This window comes from Actinoplanes sp. NPDC004185, from assembly GCF_053603475.1.
On the sequence record NZ_JBSGFR010000028.1, the window covers coordinates 102,633 to 122,323 of the forward strand.

The 19,691-nt window shown below is 71.6% G+C and carries 26 protein-coding genes and 1 pseudogene; 9 read left to right on the plus strand and 18 right to left on the minus strand.

Going from position 1 to position 19,691, the window contains the following annotated elements; all coding sequences use genetic code 11:
* Window positions 1-7: 7 nt before the first annotated feature.
* From ACWEOZ_RS27190 to ACWEOZ_RS27215, 6 genes are all read right to left on the minus strand, one after another.
* The gene (locus tag ACWEOZ_RS27190; RefSeq protein ID WP_451913498.1) at window positions 8-460 is read right to left on the minus strand and encodes a hypothetical protein; all 453 of its coding nucleotides are present in this window, start codon (window positions 458-460) and stop codon (window positions 8-10) included.
* Window positions 457-987 (minus strand): helix-turn-helix domain-containing protein, encoded by a 531-nt coding sequence (locus ACWEOZ_RS27195; RefSeq protein WP_451913499.1) that lies wholly within the window; start codon window positions 985-987, stop codon window positions 457-459. The genes ACWEOZ_RS27190 and ACWEOZ_RS27195 overlap by 4 nt, the downstream gene beginning before the upstream one ends.
* 69 nt (window positions 988-1,056) lie before the next feature.
* Window positions 1,057-1,992, minus strand: coding sequence for an asparaginase (locus ACWEOZ_RS27200; RefSeq protein WP_451913500.1), 936 nt, complete (start codon window positions 1,990-1,992; stop codon window positions 1,057-1,059).
* Window positions 1,989-2,822, minus strand: coding sequence for a BKACE family enzyme (locus ACWEOZ_RS27205; protein ID WP_360545830.1), 834 nt, complete (start codon window positions 2,820-2,822; stop codon window positions 1,989-1,991). The genes ACWEOZ_RS27200 and ACWEOZ_RS27205 overlap by 4 nt, the downstream gene beginning before the upstream one ends.
* 27 nt (window positions 2,823-2,849) lie before the next feature.
* The gene (gene ygfZ, locus ACWEOZ_RS27210) at window positions 2,850-3,911 is read right to left on the minus strand and encodes a CAF17-like 4Fe-4S cluster assembly/insertion protein YgfZ (RefSeq protein WP_451913501.1); all 1,062 of its coding nucleotides are present in this window, start codon (window positions 3,909-3,911) and stop codon (window positions 2,850-2,852) included.
* Window positions 3,908-4,306, minus strand: a complete 399-nt coding sequence (locus ACWEOZ_RS27215) for a Fur family transcriptional regulator (protein WP_360547078.1) — start codon at window positions 4,304-4,306, stop codon at window positions 3,908-3,910. The genes ygfZ and ACWEOZ_RS27215 overlap by 4 nt, the downstream gene beginning before the upstream one ends.
* Before the next feature lie 62 nt (window positions 4,307-4,368).
* On the opposite strand from ACWEOZ_RS27215, the gene ACWEOZ_RS27220 reads away from it, so the two are divergent.
* Complete coding sequence (locus ACWEOZ_RS27220) at window positions 4,369-5,160, plus strand: aminotransferase class IV (RefSeq protein ID WP_451913502.1); 792 nt, start codon at window positions 4,369-4,371, stop codon at window positions 5,158-5,160.
* Between the two features lie 88 nt (window positions 5,161-5,248).
* Here ACWEOZ_RS27220 and ACWEOZ_RS27225 read toward each other — a convergent pair whose 3' ends face one another.
* Both ACWEOZ_RS27225 and mtfM read right to left on the minus strand, forming a co-directional pair.
* Window positions 5,249-5,848 (minus strand): FABP family protein, encoded by a 600-nt coding sequence (locus ACWEOZ_RS27225; RefSeq protein ID WP_451913503.1) that lies wholly within the window; start codon window positions 5,846-5,848, stop codon window positions 5,249-5,251.
* The gene (gene mtfM / locus ACWEOZ_RS27230) at window positions 5,845-5,949 is read right to left on the minus strand and encodes a small membrane protein MtfM (protein ID WP_281420991.1); all 105 of its coding nucleotides are present in this window, start codon (window positions 5,947-5,949) and stop codon (window positions 5,845-5,847) included. The genes ACWEOZ_RS27225 and mtfM overlap by 4 nt, the downstream gene beginning before the upstream one ends.
* Before the next feature lie 14 nt (window positions 5,950-5,963).
* On the opposite strand from mtfM, the gene ACWEOZ_RS27235 reads away from it, so the two are divergent.
* Genes ACWEOZ_RS27235 through ACWEOZ_RS27245 form a run of 3 tightly spaced genes read left to right on the plus strand, consistent with a single transcriptional unit; the run spans window position 5,964 to window position 7,491 of the window.
* Entirely contained in the window at window positions 5,964-6,338 is a 375-nt protein-coding gene (locus ACWEOZ_RS27235; protein WP_360545838.1) for a DsrE family protein, read from the plus strand.
* 42 nt (window positions 6,339-6,380) lie between these two features.
* Window positions 6,381-6,893, plus strand: a complete 513-nt coding sequence (locus tag ACWEOZ_RS27240; RefSeq protein WP_451913504.1) for an RNA polymerase sigma factor — start codon at window positions 6,381-6,383, stop codon at window positions 6,891-6,893.
* Window positions 6,874-7,491 carry a LytR C-terminal domain-containing protein gene (locus tag ACWEOZ_RS27245; RefSeq protein WP_451913505.1) on the plus strand — a complete coding sequence of 206 codons (618 nt, stop codon included), beginning with the start codon at window positions 6,874-6,876 and terminating at the stop codon, window positions 7,489-7,491. The genes ACWEOZ_RS27240 and ACWEOZ_RS27245 overlap by 20 nt, the downstream gene beginning before the upstream one ends.
* A 24-nt stretch (window positions 7,492-7,515) precedes the next feature.
* Here the strand turns inward: ACWEOZ_RS27245 and ACWEOZ_RS27250 are convergent, their stop codons facing one another.
* From ACWEOZ_RS27250 to ACWEOZ_RS27275, 6 genes are all read right to left on the minus strand, one after another.
* The gene (locus ACWEOZ_RS27250) at window positions 7,516-8,388 is read right to left on the minus strand and encodes a hypothetical protein (protein ID WP_451913506.1); all 873 of its coding nucleotides are present in this window, start codon (window positions 8,386-8,388) and stop codon (window positions 7,516-7,518) included.
* Between the two features lie 60 nt (window positions 8,389-8,448).
* Window positions 8,449-8,778: a DUF1416 domain-containing protein gene (locus ACWEOZ_RS27255; RefSeq protein WP_451913507.1), complete on the minus strand. Its 330-nt coding sequence runs from the start codon at window positions 8,776-8,778 to the stop codon at window positions 8,449-8,451.
* Between the two features lie 14 nt (window positions 8,779-8,792).
* Window positions 8,793-9,644, minus strand: a complete 852-nt coding sequence (locus ACWEOZ_RS27260; protein WP_451913508.1) for a sulfurtransferase — start codon at window positions 9,642-9,644, stop codon at window positions 8,793-8,795.
* Between the two features lie 173 nt (window positions 9,645-9,817).
* Window positions 9,818-9,946, minus strand: a complete 129-nt coding sequence (locus ACWEOZ_RS27265) for an Ms5788A family Cys-rich leader peptide (RefSeq protein WP_451913509.1) — start codon at window positions 9,944-9,946, stop codon at window positions 9,818-9,820.
* 18 nt (window positions 9,947-9,964) lie between these two features.
* Window positions 9,965-10,753, minus strand: a complete 789-nt coding sequence (locus tag ACWEOZ_RS27270; protein ID WP_360814596.1) for an LmeA family phospholipid-binding protein — start codon at window positions 10,751-10,753, stop codon at window positions 9,965-9,967.
* Window positions 10,754-10,818: 65 nt separating this feature from the next.
* Window positions 10,819-11,838, minus strand: coding sequence for a hypothetical protein (locus ACWEOZ_RS27275; RefSeq protein ID WP_451913510.1), 1,020 nt, complete (start codon window positions 11,836-11,838; stop codon window positions 10,819-10,821).
* A gap of 328 nt (window positions 11,839-12,166) precedes the next feature.
* Between ACWEOZ_RS27275 and ACWEOZ_RS27280 the strand changes: the two genes are divergently transcribed.
* Entirely contained in the window at window positions 12,167-12,883 is a 717-nt protein-coding gene (locus ACWEOZ_RS27280) for a winged helix-turn-helix transcriptional regulator (protein WP_451913519.1), read from the plus strand.
* Entirely contained in the window at window positions 12,880-13,746 is an 867-nt protein-coding gene (gene mshD / locus ACWEOZ_RS27285; protein ID WP_451913511.1) for a mycothiol synthase, read from the plus strand. The genes ACWEOZ_RS27280 and mshD overlap by 4 nt, the downstream gene beginning before the upstream one ends.
* 16 nt (window positions 13,747-13,762) lie before the next feature.
* Here the strand turns inward: mshD and ACWEOZ_RS27290 are convergent, their stop codons facing one another.
* The 4 genes from ACWEOZ_RS27290 to ACWEOZ_RS27305 form a co-directional block, all read right to left on the minus strand.
* Complete coding sequence (locus tag ACWEOZ_RS27290; RefSeq protein ID WP_451913512.1) at window positions 13,763-13,978, minus strand: hypothetical protein; 216 nt, start codon at window positions 13,976-13,978, stop codon at window positions 13,763-13,765.
* Between the two features lie 195 nt (window positions 13,979-14,173).
* Window positions 14,174-14,629: a universal stress protein gene (locus tag ACWEOZ_RS27295; protein ID WP_451913513.1), complete on the minus strand. Its 456-nt coding sequence runs from the start codon at window positions 14,627-14,629 to the stop codon at window positions 14,174-14,176.
* Between the two features lie 4 nt (window positions 14,630-14,633).
* The gene (locus ACWEOZ_RS27300) at window positions 14,634-16,340 is read right to left on the minus strand and encodes an MFS transporter (protein ID WP_451913514.1); all 1,707 of its coding nucleotides are present in this window, start codon (window positions 16,338-16,340) and stop codon (window positions 14,634-14,636) included.
* On the minus strand, window positions 16,337-16,789 hold the full coding sequence (locus ACWEOZ_RS27305; RefSeq protein WP_451913515.1) for a MarR family winged helix-turn-helix transcriptional regulator: 453 nt from the start codon (window positions 16,787-16,789) through the stop codon (window positions 16,337-16,339). Before ACWEOZ_RS27305 ends, ACWEOZ_RS27300 begins: the two co-directional genes overlap by 4 nt.
* Before the next feature lie 323 nt (window positions 16,790-17,112).
* Here ACWEOZ_RS27305 and pstS point away from each other — a divergent pair, with 323 nt between their 5' ends.
* The 3 genes and pseudogenes from pstS to ACWEOZ_RS27320 form a co-directional block, all read left to right on the plus strand.
* Window positions 17,113-18,204, plus strand: a complete 1,092-nt coding sequence (gene pstS / locus ACWEOZ_RS27310; RefSeq protein WP_451913516.1) for a phosphate ABC transporter substrate-binding protein PstS — start codon at window positions 17,113-17,115, stop codon at window positions 18,202-18,204.
* A gap of 44 nt (window positions 18,205-18,248) precedes the next feature.
* A complete protein-coding gene (gene pstC, locus ACWEOZ_RS27315) occupies window positions 18,249-19,334 on the plus strand; it encodes a phosphate ABC transporter permease subunit PstC (protein WP_451913517.1) in 1,086 nt (361 codons plus the stop codon).
* A pseudogene (locus ACWEOZ_RS27320) lies at window positions 19,331-19,691 on the plus strand (phosphate ABC transporter permease PstA); the annotation flags it as partial. The gene pstC and the pseudogene ACWEOZ_RS27320, both read left to right, overlap by 4 nt.

Sequence of the window (19,691 nt, forward strand, 5' to 3'; positions counted from 1 at the left end):
TGCGGACTTACTTGTCGGTGACCGGGCGGGTGACGCGCTTGCGCGGCTTCGGGGCCGGGGTGGCGGCAGCCTCGACGGCCTTCGGCTCCTCGGTGGTCTCGATGTCGGCGTTGACCACGTCGGCGGCCTCGACCACGCCGGTGCCGACCACGCGCTCGCCGTGGGCGACCAGCGAGGTGTAGACGGCGAGGGCCCGCTCCTGCGCGGCCTGGGCGAACGCGACGGCGCCCGCGGTGGCGGTCTCGCGCAGCTTGTCGAAATCGGTGCTGCTCGCGGTGCTCTTCAGCGTGGTGGCGGTGCTGCTCGCCGTGTCGTTCGCGGTGCGCAGCGAGGCGACCGCGCGGTCACCGAGCTCGGTGACGACGGCCGGCAGCTTGCGCAGCTGCTGGTAGGCCAGGTCGCCGGCGCCGGCGGCGGCGTAGAGCGGAGCGGGGAAACGGGTCTTGGTCTGCTCGGTCATGACTTCTCCTCGGGCTTCGTGGTCTTGGGTGCGGGGGCGGCGCCGCCTTCGACGACTGCCACGTCGTGGACGACAGCCCGCAGGGCCTCGTCCTCGTCCGGCACGTCCGCGGCGGGCATGCCATCACGGGACGTGCTCTCGTCGGGCGTGCCCTCGTCGGGCACGGTCGCGGCCGGCGTCTGCCGGGCGGTCTCGTTGCGGAACGTCTCGTAGATCTGCGACAGGGACTGCTTCTGCGCGATCGTCAGCTCGGGATCGGCGGCGATGGCGGCCAGCACCCCCTGCTGACCCTCGCCGTCGAGCAGGCCGGCCCGCAGATACATCGCGGGCGTCGACACCCGCAGCGCGCTGGCCAGCTGCTGCAGCACCTCGGCGCTGGGCTTGCGCAGGCCGCGCTCGATCTGGCTGAGATAGGGATTGCTCACGCCCGCCCGGTCGGCGAGCTGCCGGAGCGAGATCTTTGCGGTCTGCCGCAGGTCACGGATGAATTCACCGATGTCCTGGGGCAGGTCCTTGGGAGCGGCCATGCATCCGACGGTAGCCGGAGGTGCTAGCTCTTGCAAGCAAAACGCTAACAAGAGCTAGCGTGAACCCGGTCACCAGGCCGAGCGGACCTCGCCGACCGGGACCCCGCCGCCGAGCACCGGCACCGTCTCCAGCTCGTCCAGCACGGGTGCGGAGACGCCGAGCCGGCGCAACGCGGACACCAGCACCGGCATCCGGGCTCGCATGGCGCCGTCCGCCACCTTGATCGCCACCGCGCCGAGACCCTCGACGGCCACCGCGACCACGCCCTCGGCCCCGCCCTTGGCCAGCAGCCCGGGCACGCCGCGCATCAGCCGGCTGTCGTCCTGGCCGGTGCCCGCCACCAGCTCCGGGTCGGCCCGCATCGTGTCGGCCACCAGCCGCTCGAAGGAGGTCGGCGGAGCGTCCACCAGCCGCTGGAAGCCCCGGGCCAGTGCGGTCAGCGACACGGCGAACACCGGCGCACCGCAACCGTCGATGCCGGTGGCGGCGATCGGCTCCCCGGCCAGATCGCTCACCGCCGCGGCCAGCGCCACCTGCAGCGGGTGCTTGGCGTCCCGGTAGTCCGCGAGCGACCAGCCGTTCACCACGCAGGTCGCGAGCATCCCGGCGTGCTTGCCGGAGCAGTTCATCAGGACCGGGGTGGCCCCGCCACCGTCCCGCAGCACGATGTCGCGCTCGTCCTCCGACAGCGGCAGCGACGGCGGGCAGCGCAGCGCAGACTCGTCCAGACCGGCGGTGGCCAGGATCCGGCGGACCCGGGCGACGTGGAACGGCTCACCGAAGTGGCTGCCGCTGATCAGCGCGAGATCGGCCGGGTCGGCGGTGCGCAGGCCGGCCCGCAGCATGCCGACGGTCTGCAGCGGCTTGTTGGACGACCGCGGGAAGAACGGCCCGGTCACGTCCCCGGCTGCCGCAATCGTCCGGCCGGCGGCGTCCAGCACGACCACCGAACCGTGGTGCACGGACTCGACAAAACCGGAGCGCACCACCTCGGCGAGGATCATCGGGCCACCATCCCGAGCAGCTCACGGGCCTCGGCCGTGGTCAGCGGGGGACGCTGGGCCAGCTGCGCGAAGCCGACCGCGCGGGCCACCAGCTGCATGTTGGACTCCACGGGACGGCCCTTCGCGTACGTGACGGTGTCCTCCATCCCGACCCGCAGGTGCCCGCCCGCCGACAGGGACGCCAGCATCACGGGGATCGTGCTGCGGCCGATGCCGGTGGCCGAGAACGTGGTGCCCGCGGGCAGGTCGCGGATCGCCTGGTGGCACGCGACCAGCGCGGCGGCGGTGCCGGGCATGCCACCGGGCACGCCCATCACCAGGTCGACGTGGACGTGGCCGCCGTACGGCAGGCCGTGCTGGGCGAGCAGGCGCTGCAGGGTGGTGAGCTGGCCCAGGTCGAAGATCTCGTACTCGGGCACGATGCCCTTGTCCTGCATGCGGGTGTGCAGGTCGACGATGAACTCCCAGCGGTTCAGGAACACGCCGTCGCCGAAGTTGACCGTGCCCATCGTGCAGGAGGCCATCTCCGGGCCCGCGTCCAGCACGGCCAGCCGGTCGGCCTCGGGATCGGTCACCGCGCCGCCCGAGGAGAGCTGCACGATGAGGTCCGTCGACTGCCGCAGCGCGGCCACGGTCTCGCGCAGCCGGCCCTGGTCCAGGGTCGGCTCGGCCGCGTCGTCGCGGATGTGGACGTGCACGATCGCGGCGCCGAGCGCCTCGCACTCCTTGGCGGTGGCCACGAGCTCGTCGATCGTCACCGGCAGCGCGGGTACGGCTGCCTTACTGCTCTCCGCGCCGGTGGGCGCGACAGTGATGAGGGTCCCGGTCATGCCGCGATCCTGCCATGCCGCCCCTGCTCAGGAGATGTCGATGGCCGCGGCCGACTCCCCCACCAGCAGGGCCGCGTCGTCGGCGACGTTGCGCTTGAGGACCGCCAGCGCGATCATGCCCAGCTCGTGGTGGCGCACGGCGGTGCCGACGAAGCCCACAGCCCGGCCGTCCAGCGTCACCGGGGTGCCCTGCGCGGGCGGCTGGTCGGTGGCGATGCCGTCGAGGTGCAGCAGCACCAGCCGGCGTGGGGGCTTGCCCAGGTGGTGCACCCGGGCGATCGTCTCCTGGCCCCGGTAGCAACCCTTGTCGAGGTGCACGGCCGGCGCCACGAAGCTCGCCTCGGACGGGATGGTCCGGTGGTCGGTCTCCCAGCCCAGCCGCGGCACCCGGTGCGCCACCCGGACCGCCTCGTACGCCCACAGCCCGGCCTTCGGCACGTCGGCCAGCAGCGCGAGCACCTCCTCCAGCGAGGAGCGCGGCACCAGCAGGTCGACGCCCAGCGGCACCCGGCGCGCCAGGGCACCGGAGCCGAACGGCCGCACGTCGTAGAGCGCGGTCGGCGCGGCCGGCACCGCCCCGGCGGCGAACTTGGGGCCGGGCACCTCGAAGATCCGCGGCTCGGCGAGCTCCACGCCCAGGTGCTCCCGCGCGGCTGCCACGGCCTGCGGCCCGACCAGGGACAGCACGGCGATCTCGGCGCTCGCGTCGCGCGGCTCGACCTTGGTGAAGAAGCGCATCATCTCGAAGTATGTGAGCAGGGCGGCGCCGGCCCCGGGCTCGGTGTCGAGCCAGGCGGTGGTGCCGTCCTCGGCGACCAGGGCGTGCTGCTCGACGTGCCCGTGCGGGGAGAGCACGAGCAGCTCGGTGCCCTGTCCGGCGCGCAGGTCGCTCAGGTGCTGGGTGGTGAGGGTGTGCAGCCAGCTCGCGCGTTCCTCGCCCGGCACCGCGAGCACGTCGCGGTTGGAGCGGTCGACGAGGCCGACCGCCGTGTCGAGGGTGCGCTGCTCGCGCATCGGGTCGCCGTAGTGGGCCGGGACGCCGGCGTCGGCCGACGTGGGCTCCAGCTCCTCGATCAGGACGGTGGTCATGGCTGCTCCTTGCAGTCGCCGCAGACGCCGAACAGGGACACGTGCCCCACGTCGACCCGGAAGTTGCGGTCCCGCTGCAGCTGCTCGGTCACCGGCAGCATCACGCCCGGGTCGACCTCGTCGATCGACCCGCAGTCGCGGCAGACGAGATGGACGTGCTGGTCCTCGCCGGCGCGGTGGTACGTCGGGGAGCCGTGCGACAGGTGGGTGTGGCTCACCAGCCGGAGATCCTCGAGCAGCTCGAGGGTGCGGTAGACGGTGGTGATGTTGACGCCGGCGGCCCGCTCCCGCACGGTGTGGTGGATCTGCTCGGGGGTGGCGTGGCCCAGCTCGTGCACCGCCTCCAGGATCAGCTGGCGCTGCGGAGTCAGTCGCAGGCCGCGCTCCCGGAGCATCTCGGCGAGGGAAGAGGAGGACACGCTACGAGCATAGTTCGCACGGCATACCCTCTTCTCTGGTGAGCGACAGCTTGATGGTGATCCCCGGCTCAGGCGAACTGAGCCCGGTGGACCGGGGCGTGCTGTACGGCGAGGGTGTCTTCGAGACGCTGCACCTGCGTCCGGACGGCCCGTGGCTGCTCGACGCCCACCTGGATCGCCTGGCCCGGTCGGCGGTTCTGCTCGAACTGCCGCTGCCACCGCGCGCGGAGCTCGCCGCCCTGGCCGCCCGGGCGGCGCGGGCCTGGACCGGCGGTGAGGGCGCCCTGCGGCTGATCGTCACCCCGGCGACGTTCTATGCCACGGTCGGCGCGGTGCCGGCCGCCGCCCGCCGCCAGCGCCGCGACGGCATCAGGCTGATCACCGCGGACCTGGGCGTGACGTCCCGCCCACCCTGGTCACTGGCCCCGGCCAAGACCATCTCGTACGCGGAGAACCTCGCCGCCACCCGCTGGGCGAAGAAGCAGGGCGCCGACGACGTCCTCTGGCTCCGCACCGACGGCCATGCCTTGGAGGCCCCGACAGCCAGCCTGATCTGGCTCACCGGCGACACCCTCTGCACGGTGCCCGCCGCCGAGACCGGCATCCTCCCCGGCACCACGGCGACCCACCTGCTCAGCCGCGCGCCGGAGCTGGGCCTCCGCGCGGAAGAACGCATGATCACCGCAGCGGCCCTGCCGGACGCAGACGCGATCTGGCTGGCCAGCTCGCTGCGCGGCCTGGCGGAGGCCCGCACGCTCGGCGGCGCCGAGCGCGCGGCGTCACCCTGGACGCCGCGCCTGCTCACCCTGCTCGGCTTCGACGGCTCCTGACCGAGCACGAACCTCGCGTTCGGCGGGAGCGACGGTCAGCACCATGCAACCAGGCACGACATGGCCTGGCTCTTGACCTTGGAGAAGCTCAGCCACCCACCCGGAGCAGCCTCGCCGAAAGATGCGGCACCAACGTCTCCCCCATGCCGGACATCTCGTGGGCGTAGAGCAGCGCCCCGTCGACGATGCCGAACAGCCGGTGCCCGGCCGTGACCTCCAGGGCGGAGGGGGTCCGGACGACCGCGTCGGTCACCATCTCCAGCCGGGTGCCGCTGACCCGCCCGATGTAGAGCTCCATCACGCCGTCCGGCGTCATCATGGTGGCTTCCATCTCGTCGCCCGGCCGGTCGTTCACCAGCACGGGCCGCCACCAGCCGGTCTCCCGGTCGGCCATCCGCACCGGCTTGGAGTCCGCGTCCAGGATCCAGATCCGCGACTCGTAGGCCAGGAACGGCCGCCCGTCGTGACTGATCCGCACCTCCTGCGCGAAGTCGAAGTCCTCCGGCGCCGGGAAGCCGCCCTGCCCGCGGCCGCGCCACAACCCGATGAACGGCAGCAGCCCCAGCAGCGCCGGGTGCAGATCCGGCCCCTGCCGCAGGTCGTGCGTGTCCTCGTACGGGTACGCCTCGACCGGCGGCGCGTTCAGCCAGGGCGGCGGGCCCAGCGGGTTTTCCGTCTCACTGCTCACCAGCGTCCCCTTGCAATGCGCATCGCCAGATAGCCCAAACCGCCTGCCAGCCCGCCGAACCCGGCGACCAGCAGACTCACGAACCCGATCTCGGTAACCATGACCGGCCCATCCTATGCTGACCCGCATGGCCCGCTTGCTCGTCGTCAAGGCAACCGCCGGCGCGGACGCCCCGGAGCGCTGCTCGCAGGCGTTCACCGTGGCTTCGACCGCGGCCGCGTCCGGCGTGGACGTCTCGTTCTGGCTGACCGGTGAGTCCACCTGGTTCGCCCTGCCGGGCCGGGCCGCGCAGTTCGAGCTGCCGCACGCCGCGCCACTGCCGGACCTGCTCGACCTGCTGATCGGCAGCGGCCGGGTCACCGCCTGCACGCAGTGCGCCGCCCGCCGGGAGATCGGCCCGCAGGACGTCCTGCCGGGCATCCGGATCGCCGGCGCCGCGGTGTTCGTCGAGGAGATCATGTCCGACGGAGCCCAGGCGATCGTCTACTGACCGGGATGCAACCGGCCCCGCCGCTGCGGGGTGTACTTGGTCATGCCACCCAGCACCGCTGACTTCGACGCCTTCTACCAGGCGAGCGCCCGGCGCGTCGTGCTCTACCTGTACGCCGTCTGCGGCGACCTGGCCGACGCGCAGGACCTGACCCAGGAGGCGTACGCCCGGGCCTGGCAGCACTGGCCGAAGGTGTCGGGTTACGAGAACCCGGAGGGCTGGGTCCGTGCGGCCGGGTGGCGACTGGCGGCGAACCGGTGGCGGGGTCTGCGTCGCCGGTGGGCGGCTCAGGCCCGGATGGGCCCACCCGAGCTGGAGACGGCGAGCCCGTCACCGGACCGGGTGGCCGTGGTCGCCGCCCTGCAGCAGCTGCCCGCCGCCCAGCGCCAGGCGGTGGCCCTGCACTACCTGCTCGACATGTCGGTGGACGACATCGTGCAGCACACCGGCGCCCCCGCCGGAACCGTCAAGGCCCGGTTGTCCCGGGCCCGTACCGCGCTCGCCGAGCTGCTCGGCGACCCCCAGGAGGTCAGTGATGTCGCGTCCGGTTCGTGAACGTCTGGTGGAGCTGTCGGCCGAGGTCGAGCACGTCCGGCTGGCTCCGGCGGCGGCCGTCCGGGCGCGGGGCCACAGCCGGGCCCGCCGGCGCCGGGCCGGCACAGCAGCGGCGCTGGCCACGGTGGTCGTGGCCGGCGGCTTCGGGCTGAGCGCGGTCACCGGTGGTGACCCGGGCCCGGTCGCCGCACCGCCCGCGGCCCCGTTGTCCCGGTGCTCGTTCCCCGTCGACCTCTCGCTGCCCGACGACCCCGCCGACGTGGTGATCGACGTGGTCGGCCGCTCCGAGCGGCTCGCCGAGGTCACCATCGACCTCAAGCATCGCGGCTTCGTGGCGACCGAGCGGCAGGCGGTCGACCCGGACACTGACGGTTCGGGACCGGTGGCCGTGCTCCGGTACGGTCCCCAGGCTGTCGGAGCCGCCACCGTGGTGCGGGCGCTGGTGCACGGCGACGTCGTCATGAAGTTCCTGCCCGACCGGGGCAGCCGGACCATCGACCTGGTGCTCGGCGCCGACTTCGACCGGCTGGCCACGACGACCGAGGTGAACACGGCGCTGGTGCGGGTCGGCGCGCCGACCCGTCCGGCCGGCTGCTGACCTGCCGGTGCGCGGCCTGCTTTGTCAACGACAGCCGGTGGTGGCGTCCACCCGGGCCCGGCCCTCGCTGTCGCTGACCACCACCGACACGTTCCCGGCCCGGTACGCCCACGCGTGCGGGTCCGACTGCACCACCACAGCCCCGGCGACGGCGCCCCGCAAGGCCCGTCCGAGATCGGCGGGAGCGGACAGCTCGTCGGCGGTGACCGTACGGGCGACGCCGCCGCCCGGGCAGCTCACCTCACTGCTCGTGGCTTTCCCTGCCGTCGTCCCCAACGCCCGCAGCGCGGCCGTGAACGCCGGCGGCACGTCGGTGGCCGCCACGGGTGCCGGGTCGAGATCCACACCGTCCGCCAGCGGCCGGCATCCCGTCGAGACGCGCAGGGTGAAGGCGGAGGCATCCGCGTCGGCAGTGGTGTCGACCCCCACGAATTCACCGGCGTCGGCCCGCAGGCCGTAGCGGGTGCGGGCCTCGTTGTGCCGGGCCGTGGCCGCGTACCCGGCGGGCAACGCCCGGGCGATCGCCTGCAGCGCGCCGGGCACCTGACCCGGCTGGACCCGGACGGTGATCTCCCGGCTGGCCTCGACACCCTCGCGCACCGGTGTGAGGGCACAGTCGCGGTCGAAACTGAGCTCGCCCAGCGTGACCACCCGGTCGGCGGCGTCGGCCGCGGCCAGCGTCACCCCGGTGGCCCGCTGCAAGACCGGCAGGCCCGCGGCGATGTCGCGCTGCTCCGGCACGGTCGGCGGATCATGGCGTACGGACCAGACGGCGAAGCCGGTCAGCACCAGCGCCCAGGCCACCACCGCTCCGGTCAGCCACCAGCGCCGCCGGGGCCGCCGGGCAGCGGGAGGCGGGGCGACAGGGTGGTAGCCGGGGGCGGTCACGGCAGCCATGCTCGCACGACGAAGGGCGGAACCCGGTGCGGGTCCCGCCCTTCGTGAACAGAGCGTGGGTCAGGAGCTGACGCTGAGGCCGACCTCGTTGACGCCGCGGGTCGCGTCCACGGCCAGGTCGCCGTTGCCGTGCCGGGACAGGGCGCGCAACGTCCAGGAGCCCGGCGCGGCGAAGAAGCGGAAAACGCCCTCCGGGGACGTGACCACCTCCGCGGTGAACTCGCCGGTGGAGTCGAGCAGGCGGACGTACGCGCCGCCCACCGCCTCACCCTCGGCGTTGCTCACGACGCCCGTGATGACGGTTTCCTTCTGCAGATCGACACTGGCCGGGATGGGAGCCGACTGGTCGGGCGCGGCGCAACCGTCCGCGATGTTGGAGGTAGATGTCATGGTCACGCCCTTCTCTAGTTGGCGGAGCCGGGCTCGTCGCCGAGGGCGATCGGCACGCCGATGAGCGAGCCGTACTCGGTCCAGGAACCGTCGTAGTTCTTCACGTTCTGCTGGCCGAGCAGCTCCTTGAGCACGAACCAGGTGTGCGAGGAACGCTCGCCGATGCGGCAGTAGGCGATGGTGTCCTTGCTGCCGTCGAGGCCGGCGTCGCCGTAGATCTTGGCCAGCTCCTCGTCGGACTTGAAGGTGCCGTCCTCGTTGGCCGCCTTGCTCCACGGCACGCTGATCGCGGTCGGGATGTGCCCGGCGCGCTGCGACTGCTCCTGCGGCAGGTGCGCCGGGGCCAGCAGCCGGCCCGCGAACTCGTCGGGGCTGCGCACGTCGACCAGGTTCTGCACACCGATGGCCTGCACGACCTCGTCGCGGAAGGCGCGGATCGACAGGTCCGGCGCGGACGCCTGGTACTGCGTCGCGGCCCGGTTCGGCACGTCCTTGCTGTACGGGCGGGCGTCGAGCTCCCACTTCTTGCGGCCACCGTCGAGCAGCTTGACGTCGCCGTGGCCGTAGAGCTTGAAGTACCAGTACGCGTAGGCCGCGAACCAGTTGTTGTTGCCGCCGTACAGGATCACGGTGTCGTCGTTGGCGATGCCCCGGGACGACAGCAGAGCGGAGAACTGCTCCTGGTTGACGAAGTCCCGGCGTACCGGGTCCTGCAGGTCCTGCTTCCAGTCGATCTTCACGGCGCCGGGGATGTGACCGCCGTCGTAGGCGGTGGTGTCCTCGTCGACCTCCACGAAGACCACGCCCTGCGTGTCGAGGTTCTTCTCGGCCCAGTCGGCAGAGACGAGTGCGGTGTCGCGACTCATCGGAGTACTCCCTTGGTCAGGTGAGATGGGGGTGAGTCGACGCGCGGAGATTCGGTCGCACCCCGCGCGGGACCCTTGCGGTACGGATCACGTTGGGTTGGGTGCGACGGCGCCACTGCCGGGCGGGGAAGAATCAGGTGGAGATCAGATCCTGCGCAGCATGCATGGCCCCGTCAGATGACAGGGCGACACAGGCAGGCGGCCACGCGGCACAGGTCGACCGCGCGCCTTTTGGTGAGCAGAGGGCTCATGAACGCGACCTTACCAGCGGGTCCACCGCTCGGAACACCGTCGACCACCATCCGGGAAGGAGGCCGCGGTCACAGGCCGCCCGAACTCAGTGACACGTTGCTGGCACCCGTGGTCACGTACAGGCCGTCGGCCCGCGGCTCGACCTTCTGCACCTTCAGGCCCAGCGGCAGGGCCGGCACCTTGAGATCGAAGGCCAGCTGCTTCACGTAGTTGTCGACCAGGGTGCGCACCAGCGGGATGTTCGGCAGGCCCTCGGCGGTCACGTCGGCGAAGGTGACACTGACGACGCCGTCCTTGACCGCCAGGTTCGCCGTACCGGTGGTGTTGAAGGTCTGGCCCAGCGCCTCGAACGGCGCGGCACCGATCAGCTTGCCGTCGCGCTCGCTGAGCTTGAGACCCTTCTGGCCGATCAGGTCGGCCAGGTCGGGATAGCTCAGCGTGCCGACACCGGTGACCGTGGCGGCCACGATGTCGCCGTTGCCGGTGCGCACGGTGTCCAGTGGCGCGTTCACGTCCTTGGCCCGGATGTCGAGCCGGTCCATCTTGATGTTCTTGCCGTTACCGGCCGGCCCGGAGAAGTTGTTCAGCAGGATCTTGATCTCCTGGTACTTCCCCGCCAGGACCTGGGTCAGGAACGGCACACCCTCGATGGTCACGTCCGGCTTCTCGGCCGTGGCCTTCTGCTCGGTGAGCTGCTGGGCGACCCGGTCGCCGATCTCGCGCTCGGCGTAGGAGGCGCCGAACCGGTCGGCCACGACCAGCGCGCCCAGGATGATGAGCAGCAGCACCACGAAGGTGATCAGCAGACGCCGACCCCAGCGCTTGCGCGGCCGTGCGGACCCGTACACCTCAGCCACTACGGCCTCCCGTTCACGTCAGGATGGGGCACGGTATATGCCCGATGCGAGCGCTCCGGACACCCTCAACTGAGGAAGAAGGCCGTCAGGACGTACGCACCGGGCAGGGCCAGGGCAAACGCACCCAGCGGGCCCTGCATGTGCCGGGCCACCCAGAAGGTCGGGGTGTCACCGGCCATCCGCCGGCCCACCTCCGAATAGTTGACCGCGAGGTCCACCAGCATGGCCACCCCGGCCGCGACGAAACCCAGCAGGGCGCCCTTGGCCGGCGTGAACGGCAGCACGAGCACACTGCCCAGCGCCGCCGCCGCGAGAGTGCCCAGCATGGCCCCGGCGATGATGCCGCTGGCGCCGCGGGGCACCTGCGGCGCGATCCGCGGCCGCGGGAAGAAGGCGTCGACCAGGTGGGCGACCAGCACCGACACGGCCACCGCGGTCAGGCAGACCAGCACCGCCTGGGTGCCGACCGGCTTGCGGGTGAGCACGATCAGCTGCGCGAACGAGACCACGCCGACCACGATCAGCAGCGTGCCGCTCAACGCGTCGCGCACGTGCATGCGGTCGCCGGGACGGATGAACTGCCCGGCCACGGCCACCGCGTAGCCGCCCGCCGCGACCACGAGCAGCGGCAGGATCCCGGCGGGCTCGCGGTTGACCGCCAGATAGTCGGCCGCCAGGGCGGCGGCCACACAGACCCCGGCGACCGTGCCGGCCGCCGGCGGCCGGATGGCCATGGTGAAGGCCAGGATGAAGAGCAGCTGCACCCCGAAGACCACGATCGCGTACGGCAGGCGCGCGTCCGGCCCGGAGGTCTGCGCCCCCAGGATCAGCCCCACGCCGAGCAGAGCCGCGAAGCCGGCGATCGCCACCGACAGCTGGCGGCGGACCGGGACCTCCGGGATCTCCTCCTCGATCTCCTCGTCGTCGTCCTCCTCCGGCTCCCCGGAACGGGCGCCGATCCGGGAGGCGGGCTCGGGGGCGCCGGCGTAGAAGCCGGACGACGACCGGCCCGGCGCCGACCGGGCGATCTCCCGGGAGACGTCGTCGTCCCAGGAGTCGTTGTCGCGCGGCGCGGAGGGAAGCACGCCTGCGATCGTGCCAGACCCGGGGCCGATCGCGCTCATCGCGGCGCGGTCATCTCATCCGACACGAGCCGGCAACATGGACGCGCTCCCACAGAGCCGCCCGTGGAGGTCGGGTAAAAGGCTGGTGACGATTCGGCCGTTCGGCCACCTCGGGGGCGTAGTTCACATCACTTGGCGATCCGACCAGGGCTTTCCGCGTGCTGCATCGGTTAAGGTATTCGCAGCCCACCCGTCGGTGACGCCGGGACAAGTCCTACCGGTGGCGCAGCTCTGAGCTGTGCAGACCGGGTCACCCGAGCGGCCCCGTGCCGCGAGGATCGAGGTGAGTGTGGAAATCCTCCTGTTGGTGACGGCACGTGCTGGTGAGCCCTCCGCCGTGCTTCCCGCGCTGGACCTGCTGCCCCACTCCGTGCGCACGGCGCCCCGCGACGTGCGCACTCTGGTGTCCGGGCCGAGCCCGGACGCCGTGCTCGTCGACGCCCGCTCGGAGCTCTCCGAGGCTCGTGCGACGTGCCGGATGCTGCACGCGACCGGCATCGGTGTCCCGCTGATGGCAGTGGTGACCGAGGCCGGACTGATCGCCCTCAACGCCGACTGGGGTGTCGACGACGTCATCCTGGCCGGCGCGGGTCCCGCCGAGGTCGAGGCCCGGCTGCGCCTGGCGGTCGGCCGCCTGACCAACGCCACGGCCGGGGCCGGCGGCTCGATCCGGGCCGGCGAGCTCAACATCGACCCCGACACCTACGCCGCCAAGCTCAAGGGCCGCCCGCTCGACCTCACCTACAAGGAGTTCGAGCTGCTCAAGTTCCTGGCCCAGCACCCGGGCCGGGTCTTCACCCGGGACCAGCTGCTGCGCGAGGTCTGGGGCTACGACTACTTCGGTGGCACCCGGACGGTCGACGTGCACGTGCGGCGCCTGCGGGCCAAGCTCGGCTCCGAGTACGAGTCGATGATCGGCACCGTCCGCCAGGTGGGCTACAAGTTCGTGGTCCCGCCGAGCGGCCGGCAGCTGCCCGACAACGAGCCCGTGTCCCTGCCCGTATGACGAAGGTCCGCTCCCAGGACCGGCTCTCCCCCGCCGAGGCGGCTGACGTGCTCACGTTGGCCGCCGCGGCGGACGAGGCCGACGGCGTCCACCCCCTGTCGGAGGACGGTGTCCTCGGCCTGCGCGGCTCCGGCCGCACCCACCTGCTCGCGTACGCGGACGACACCCTGGCGGGCTACGCCTACCTGGACGGCACGTCCGGCGAGTTGGTGGTGCACCCGAAACACCGGCTCCGCGGCCACGGCACCGCCCTGCTGGCAGCGGCCGGTCCCGGCCCCCGGCAGTTCTGGGCGCACGGTGACGAGCAGGCCGCCCGCGCCTTCGCCGAGAAGGCCGGCTTCACCCGCTCCCGCGTGCTCTGGCAGATGCGCCGGTCCTTGAGCGACCTGCCCGACGTGCCGATGCCCGAGGGTGTCAAGGTGCGGACGTTCGTGCCCGGCGCCGACGACGAGGCCTGGCTGGGCGTCAACTCCCGGGCGTTCGCCCACCACCCTGAGCAGGGCCGTTGGACGGCCGACGACCTGCGGCTGCGCTTCGGCGAGCCGTGGTTCGACCCGGCCGGCTTCCTGCTGGCGGTGGACCCGGCCGACGACCGGCTGCTCGGTTTCCACTGGACGAAGGTGCACCCCGCCGAGGGCGGCGAGCCCGCGATCGGGGAGATCTACGTGCTCGGCGTCGACCCGGGCGGTCATCGCCGCGGGCTGGGCGCCGCCCTCAGCGTGGCGGGTCTCCGGCATCTCGCCGGGCTGGGCCTGGCCGACGTGCTGCTCTATGTGGACGAGTCGAACACGGCGGCGGTCGCCCTCTACCGACGGCTGGGTTTCGAGATCCACTCCACCGACGTGATGTACAGCCGGCAATAGGCGCTTGGTTCTCGCTCTATACGATTTCGGGTTCGTCGGTGACGAACAACGCGGTGCCGCCCCCATGTTCCACCCGCCACGGTGCCGGCTTGCCGTGCTTCACATATCGCCACCACTCCCTGGACCCGAAGGCAGCGAAGATCAGCACGAAACTGAACGAGCGCAACGCGTAAGCCACCAAATCAGGCGTCACGGCTGACAAGAGGGCGCTCACAGTGTTCAGCAGAAGCACGACTATGACCCGCGGGGCAGCGCGGCGAAGCATCCCTCCGATCACACGGGCCAAGCGGCCAGACGGCAAACGCTCCCGCTCACCAGTCACAGATCTCAGCCCCCCACCAGCACCGTCGCGCGACATCGTACGAAACAAGAACGGCCGGCGTAGTCAGCTGACATGCCGAACAGCGTGATCGCTCGGGAGTCTCTGCTAGGGCACGACGGTGACCGGCCAGCGGCCGCAGCGGACCAGCCGCACCGCCAGCGAGCCGGCGATCCGGTGACCCACGCTGCGTGACGAGCCGACTATCACCGCGTCCGCGCGCACCTCGTCGGCGATCTCGCTGAGCACGGTGAGCGGGTCGCCCTGGCGGGCCTCCAGCCGGGCGTCGACTCCCCAGACCTGGGCCTGCCTGCTCAGCTCGGTCCGGAGCTGGGCTTCGATCTGATCCTGGGCGTCCATCCCGGCCCGGGCGGCCAGCCCGGTGGGATCCGCCAGCGTGAACAGCGCGCCCGGGGCACCGCGGGCATAGACGACCACGAGCCGGGTGTGCTGGCGCCGGGCCAGGCCGGCGGCGTAGGCGGCCGCGCGCAGCGAGGTCTGCGAGCCGTCCACGCCGACGATGATGGCGTGCGGTCCATCCGTGCCGTACTCGAAGCCGGACACCCCGTCACACGCCGCGGAGCTCGGGCAGCGTGGCGGCCGTGAGCCGACGCGGGGTCTCGTCCGGCGTGACGAGCACGACGGTCGAGGCGGCCGCCCGGGTCAGGGCTGCCGTGAAGCTGCCGTCCGCGAACTGGGCGGCCGGTCCGCGCGGCGAACGTCCCACCGCCACTGTCCGGGCCTGCACGTCCTCGGCGTGCGAGGCCAGGGCCCGGCCGGCCGCGGCGTGGTCACCGACGCTGGTCAGCAGCATCCCGGTGGCGGCGATCCCCTGGTCGGCGAGCCGGTGCAGGTGGGCGGTCACCGCGGCCCGGGCGCTCTGCTCGTCCTCCGGCTCGATGGCCAGTTCCTCGATCACGACGGTCTCGCGGACCCGGACGACCTCGAGCGGGGCGTCCAGGTCCCGGGCGAGCACGGCGGCCGCGTCCACGATCGCGTCCGCGTCGGCGGTGGCACCGACCGCGACGACAACCGGCCGGGCGTCGGCGGGGGCCACGGCGCCGACCGGCACCAGCGGCGCGACTGCCTCACTGTCCCCCGACTCGGCCGCGGTGACCAGCTTGTGGCCGGTGGCGAGCACGACGATCGCCAGCAGGAACGCCACCCCGCCCAGGTAGAACGGCACGCTGAGGTCGAAGCGGTCGGCGAGCTTACCGGCCGCGAACGGGGCCAGGCCGCCGCCGATGAAGCGCACGAAGCCGTACGCGGAGGAGGCCACCGACCGCTCGACCGGCGCGACCAGCATGACCGCCTGGGTGGTCAGCGTGTTGTTGATGCCGATGAAGGCACCGCTCACGATGACGGCGACGATGACCGTCCGAGGGGTCGAGACGCCGGCCGCGATGACCACCATGACGATCGCCAGCGCGGCCATGTTGGCGTAGAGCACCTTCGCGGTGCCGAAGCGGGCCTGCAGCCGTGGGGCGACGAAGACACTGAAGGCGGCGACCAGCAGTCCCCAGCCGGTGAAGACCAGGCCGAGCTCGTGCGCGTCCAGCTCCATCGGGTACGGCGCGTAGCCCAGCATGGTGAAGAAGCCCCAGTTGTAGAGCAGCGCCATGATGCCCATGGTCAGCAGCCCGCGGTGGCGCAACGCCTTGAGGGGCGCGGTCAGTGACGTGGGCCGGGCCGGCCGGGGCAGCGAGGGCACGAAGGCGATGGTGGCGATCATCGCGATGGCCATCAGCGCCGCGACGCCGAAGAACGGGCCACGCCAGCTGATGCTGCCCAGCTCGCCGCCGAGCAGCGGGCCGACGGCGATGCCGAGTCCGAGCGCGGTCTCGTAGAGGATGATCGCGCCCGCGAAGCCGCTGGTGGCCGAGGCGACGATGACGGCCAGGCTGGTCGCGATGAACAGGGCGTTGCCCAGCCCCCAGCCGGCCCGGAAGCCGACGATCTGGCCGACGGTGTCGGAGGTGCCGGCCAGCGCGGCGAAGACGACGATGATGCCCAGCCCGACGACCAACGTGGGCTTGGGCCCGATCCGGCCGGCCACGGCGCCGACGACGAGCATCGCCACCGCGGTCACCACCAGGTAGCTGGTGAACAGCAGGGACACCTGGCTCGGCGTGGCGTGCAGGTCGTTCGCGAGCGCCGGCAGGATCGGGTCGACCAGCCCGATGCCCATGAACGAGATGACACAGGCGAAGGCCACCGCCCAGACAGCGCGGGGCTGCTGGAAGGGGTTGGTCGCGGGTCGGTGCGGTGCGGTCATGGGGTGGGCTCCTGGAAGTCGGGGGTACGGACCTCGATCAGCCGGGTCAGCGCCGGCAGGGCGTGCTCGATGGCGGCCCGGTCCTCGGGGTCGAGCTGGTCCAGCAGCCGGCTCAATGCCTCGGCCCGCTGGGCGTGCCGCAGGGCGACCAGCTCGCGGCCGGCGGCGGTCACGTCCACCAGCACGCCGCGGCGGTCGCCGGCGCTGGCGGTCCGGACGACCCAGCCGTCGCGTTCCAGCCGGCCGACGAGCTGGGTCATGCCGGGCTGCGACAGGCGTTCCTGGCCGGCGAGATCGGTCAGCCGCTGGGGTCCCTGCCGGACGAGCCGGCCGAGCAGCATCAGCGCCGACATGCTCAGGTCGCCGGCGGTGGCGAGCTGACGGACCAGCCGGGTCAGCTGCTCGAGCACCGTGGCGAGTTCCCCGCCGGTACGCGTCCCGATCTGCATAGCTGCATTATGCATCTATCGGCCGGGAGGCGCCCAGTAAGCCACCTCACAACGGACCTGTCCCACGCGTCCCGAGCCGGTCACTCGGGCCCGAAAGAGAACACAAAATAACGGACTTATACGGCGTCGTGCCCTCGGTTCACTTAACGGACAACCCTTCCTCAGCCAAAGGCTACGAACCGGCGCAGACCTGTTCACCCTGCGTTCACTTATGCCCGGGGAGCCGGTCACCTCGCGCTCTTAGCTTTCCGGGTGTGCCGATGAGAGTTCGGCCGGCCGGGACTACGGAGCCCGGAGTTGTTATTCATTCGAAGGGAAACCCGTTGAAGCTCCAGCGGTTCTACGTTGCCGGCATTGCCTTGACCGCCTCGGTCGCGCTCGCGGCATGCGGCTCTGACAACACCGACTCGCCTGCCGCCGGCGGCGCCTCGGCCGCCTCCGCCAACTGCGCGGCCGGCGACCTGACGGCCCAGGGTTCTTCGGCGCAGAAGAACGCGATGGACGAGTGGATCAAGGCCTACCAGGGCCAGTGCTCGGGCGCCAAGATCGGCTACGAGGGCACCGGCTCCGGCGCGGGCATCCAGGCGTTCATCGCCGGCACCGCCGACTTCGCCGGTTCCGACTCCGCCCTCAAGGAGGAGGAGCAGCCGAAGGCCGACGCCAAGTGCCCCGGCGGCCAGGCCCTCAACCTCCCGATGGTGATCGGCCCGATCGCGGTCGTCTACAACCTCGACGGCGTCGAGAACCTCCAGTTCTCGCCGGCCACCCTGGCCAAGATCTTCGCCGGCAAGGTCACCAAGTGGGACGACCCGGCGATCAAGGCGGAGAACGCCGACGCCAAGCTCCCGTCCACGGCGATCCAGGCCGTGCACCGCTCCGACGAGTCCGGCACCACCGACAACTTCACCAAGTACCTGAGCAAGACCGCCGAGGCGGACTGGACCTTCAGCAACGCCAAGGCGTGGAAGGCCCCGGGCGGCGTCGGTGCGGCCAAGTCGGACGGTGTGGCCACCGCAGTGAAGAGCACGGTCGGCGCCATCTCCTACGTCGAGCTCTCCTTCGCGGAGAACAGCGACCTGAAGAAGGCCAAGATCAAGAACGGTGCGGGCGAGTTCGTCGAGCTCACCGGCGAGAGCGCCGGTAAGACCATCGCCGGCGCCAAGGTCAAGGGCACCGGCAACGACCTGGCCCTCGACATCGACTACGCCACCACCGAGGCCGGCGCGTACCCGATCGTCCTGGTCACGTACGAGATCGCCTGCAGCAAGGGCAGCGCCAAGGCCGCGGCCATCAAGGGTTTCCTGAGCTACACCGCCAGCACCGGCGGCCAGTCCGCGCTGGCCGAGCTCGGCTACGCCCCGCTGCCGGAGGCAGTCCGCAGCAAGGTCGAGACCTCGGTCGCGGCCATCTCCTGATCCCCAGCGCCCCCTGACCCCCCTAGACGACAGCGAGCGAGCGAATGGGTGACTATCCCTCCCGCTCGGCGAGCACTGAAGCCGGCGGATCGAGCGTGACAGCACGTCACACCCGGTCCGCCGGCGGCGGCGTATCGCCGATCCCTCCCGATGATCTCGACGGCAGCCGCCCGCCGCTCGGTGGTGGGGGCGCCCTGCCCAGGAAAGCCCGGTTCTCGATGGAGACCGGCTTCCGGGCCCTGAGCACGTCCGCCGGCGCGATGGTGCTGGTCATCATCGTCGCCATCGCGATCTTCCTGATCTCGAAGGCCGTGCCCGCCCTGCAGGCCAACACCGAGAACTTCCTGACCTACAAGGCCTGGTTCCCCAACGACGCCGAGCCCAAGTTCGGCATCGCGGCGCTGGCCTTCGGCACGGTCCTGACCTCGATCATCGCGCTGATCGTCGCGGTTCCCATCGCTCTGGGCATCGCGCTTTTCCTCTCGCACTACGCGCCCAAGCGGCTGGCCAACCCGCTGGGCTTCATCATCGACCTGCTCGCCGCGGTGCCCAGCGTCGTCTTCGGCCTCTGGGGCCGGGACGTCTTCCGGGAGCCGGTGCAGGACTTCTCGGTCTGGCTGAACAAGTACTTCAGCTGGCTGCCGATCTTCGGCGGCGACGGGCCGTTCGGCCGGTCGATCCTGCTGGGCAGCCTGGTGCTGGCCATCATGGTGCTGCCGATCGTGACCTCGCTGTCGCGCGAGGTGTTCCAGCAGACCCCGCTGATGAACGAGGAGGCGGCGCTCGCCCTGGGCGCCACCAAGTGGGAGATGATCCGCACGGCCGTGGTGCCGTACGGCAAGCCCGGCGTCATCGCCGCGGTCATGCTCGGCCTGGGCCGCGCGCTCGGCGAGACCATCGCCCTCGCCCTGACCCTGGGCATCGTCTTCAACATCTCGTTCAACCTGATCGAGAGCGGCGGCAACAGCATCGCCGCCAACATCGCCAACACGTTCGGCGAGGCCAACGCCACCGGCCGCGGTGCACTCATCGCCTCCGGCCTGGTGCTCTTCGCCATCACCCTGGTCGTCAACATGGCAGCGCGGGCGATCATCTACCGCCGCCGCGAGTTCCGGGACAGTGCCGCATGAGTCTGTTGGAGAGGGAAGTCCCCGGGGTCGTCATGACGCCGGACAACATCCGGTCGAAGAAGCTGCCGCTGGTGGTCGACCTGGGCATCGCCGTTGCCGCGCTGCTCGTGTCCGCGGCGGTCGTGCTCGGCCTCGGCCTGGGCAACTGGGTCCTCGTCGTCGTGCTCGGCATCGTGTTCTACCTGGCCGGGCTGTTCGCCGCGGCGACCCGCGTCGAGGGCCGCCGCTCGGCCCGCAACCGGCTCTGGAAGACGCTGATCTACGCGGCCTGCATCCTGGCGATCCTGCCGCTGGCCTCGGTGGTGTGGACGCTGGTCTCCAAGGGCGCCGCCCGCCTGGACGGCGACTTCTTCGGCA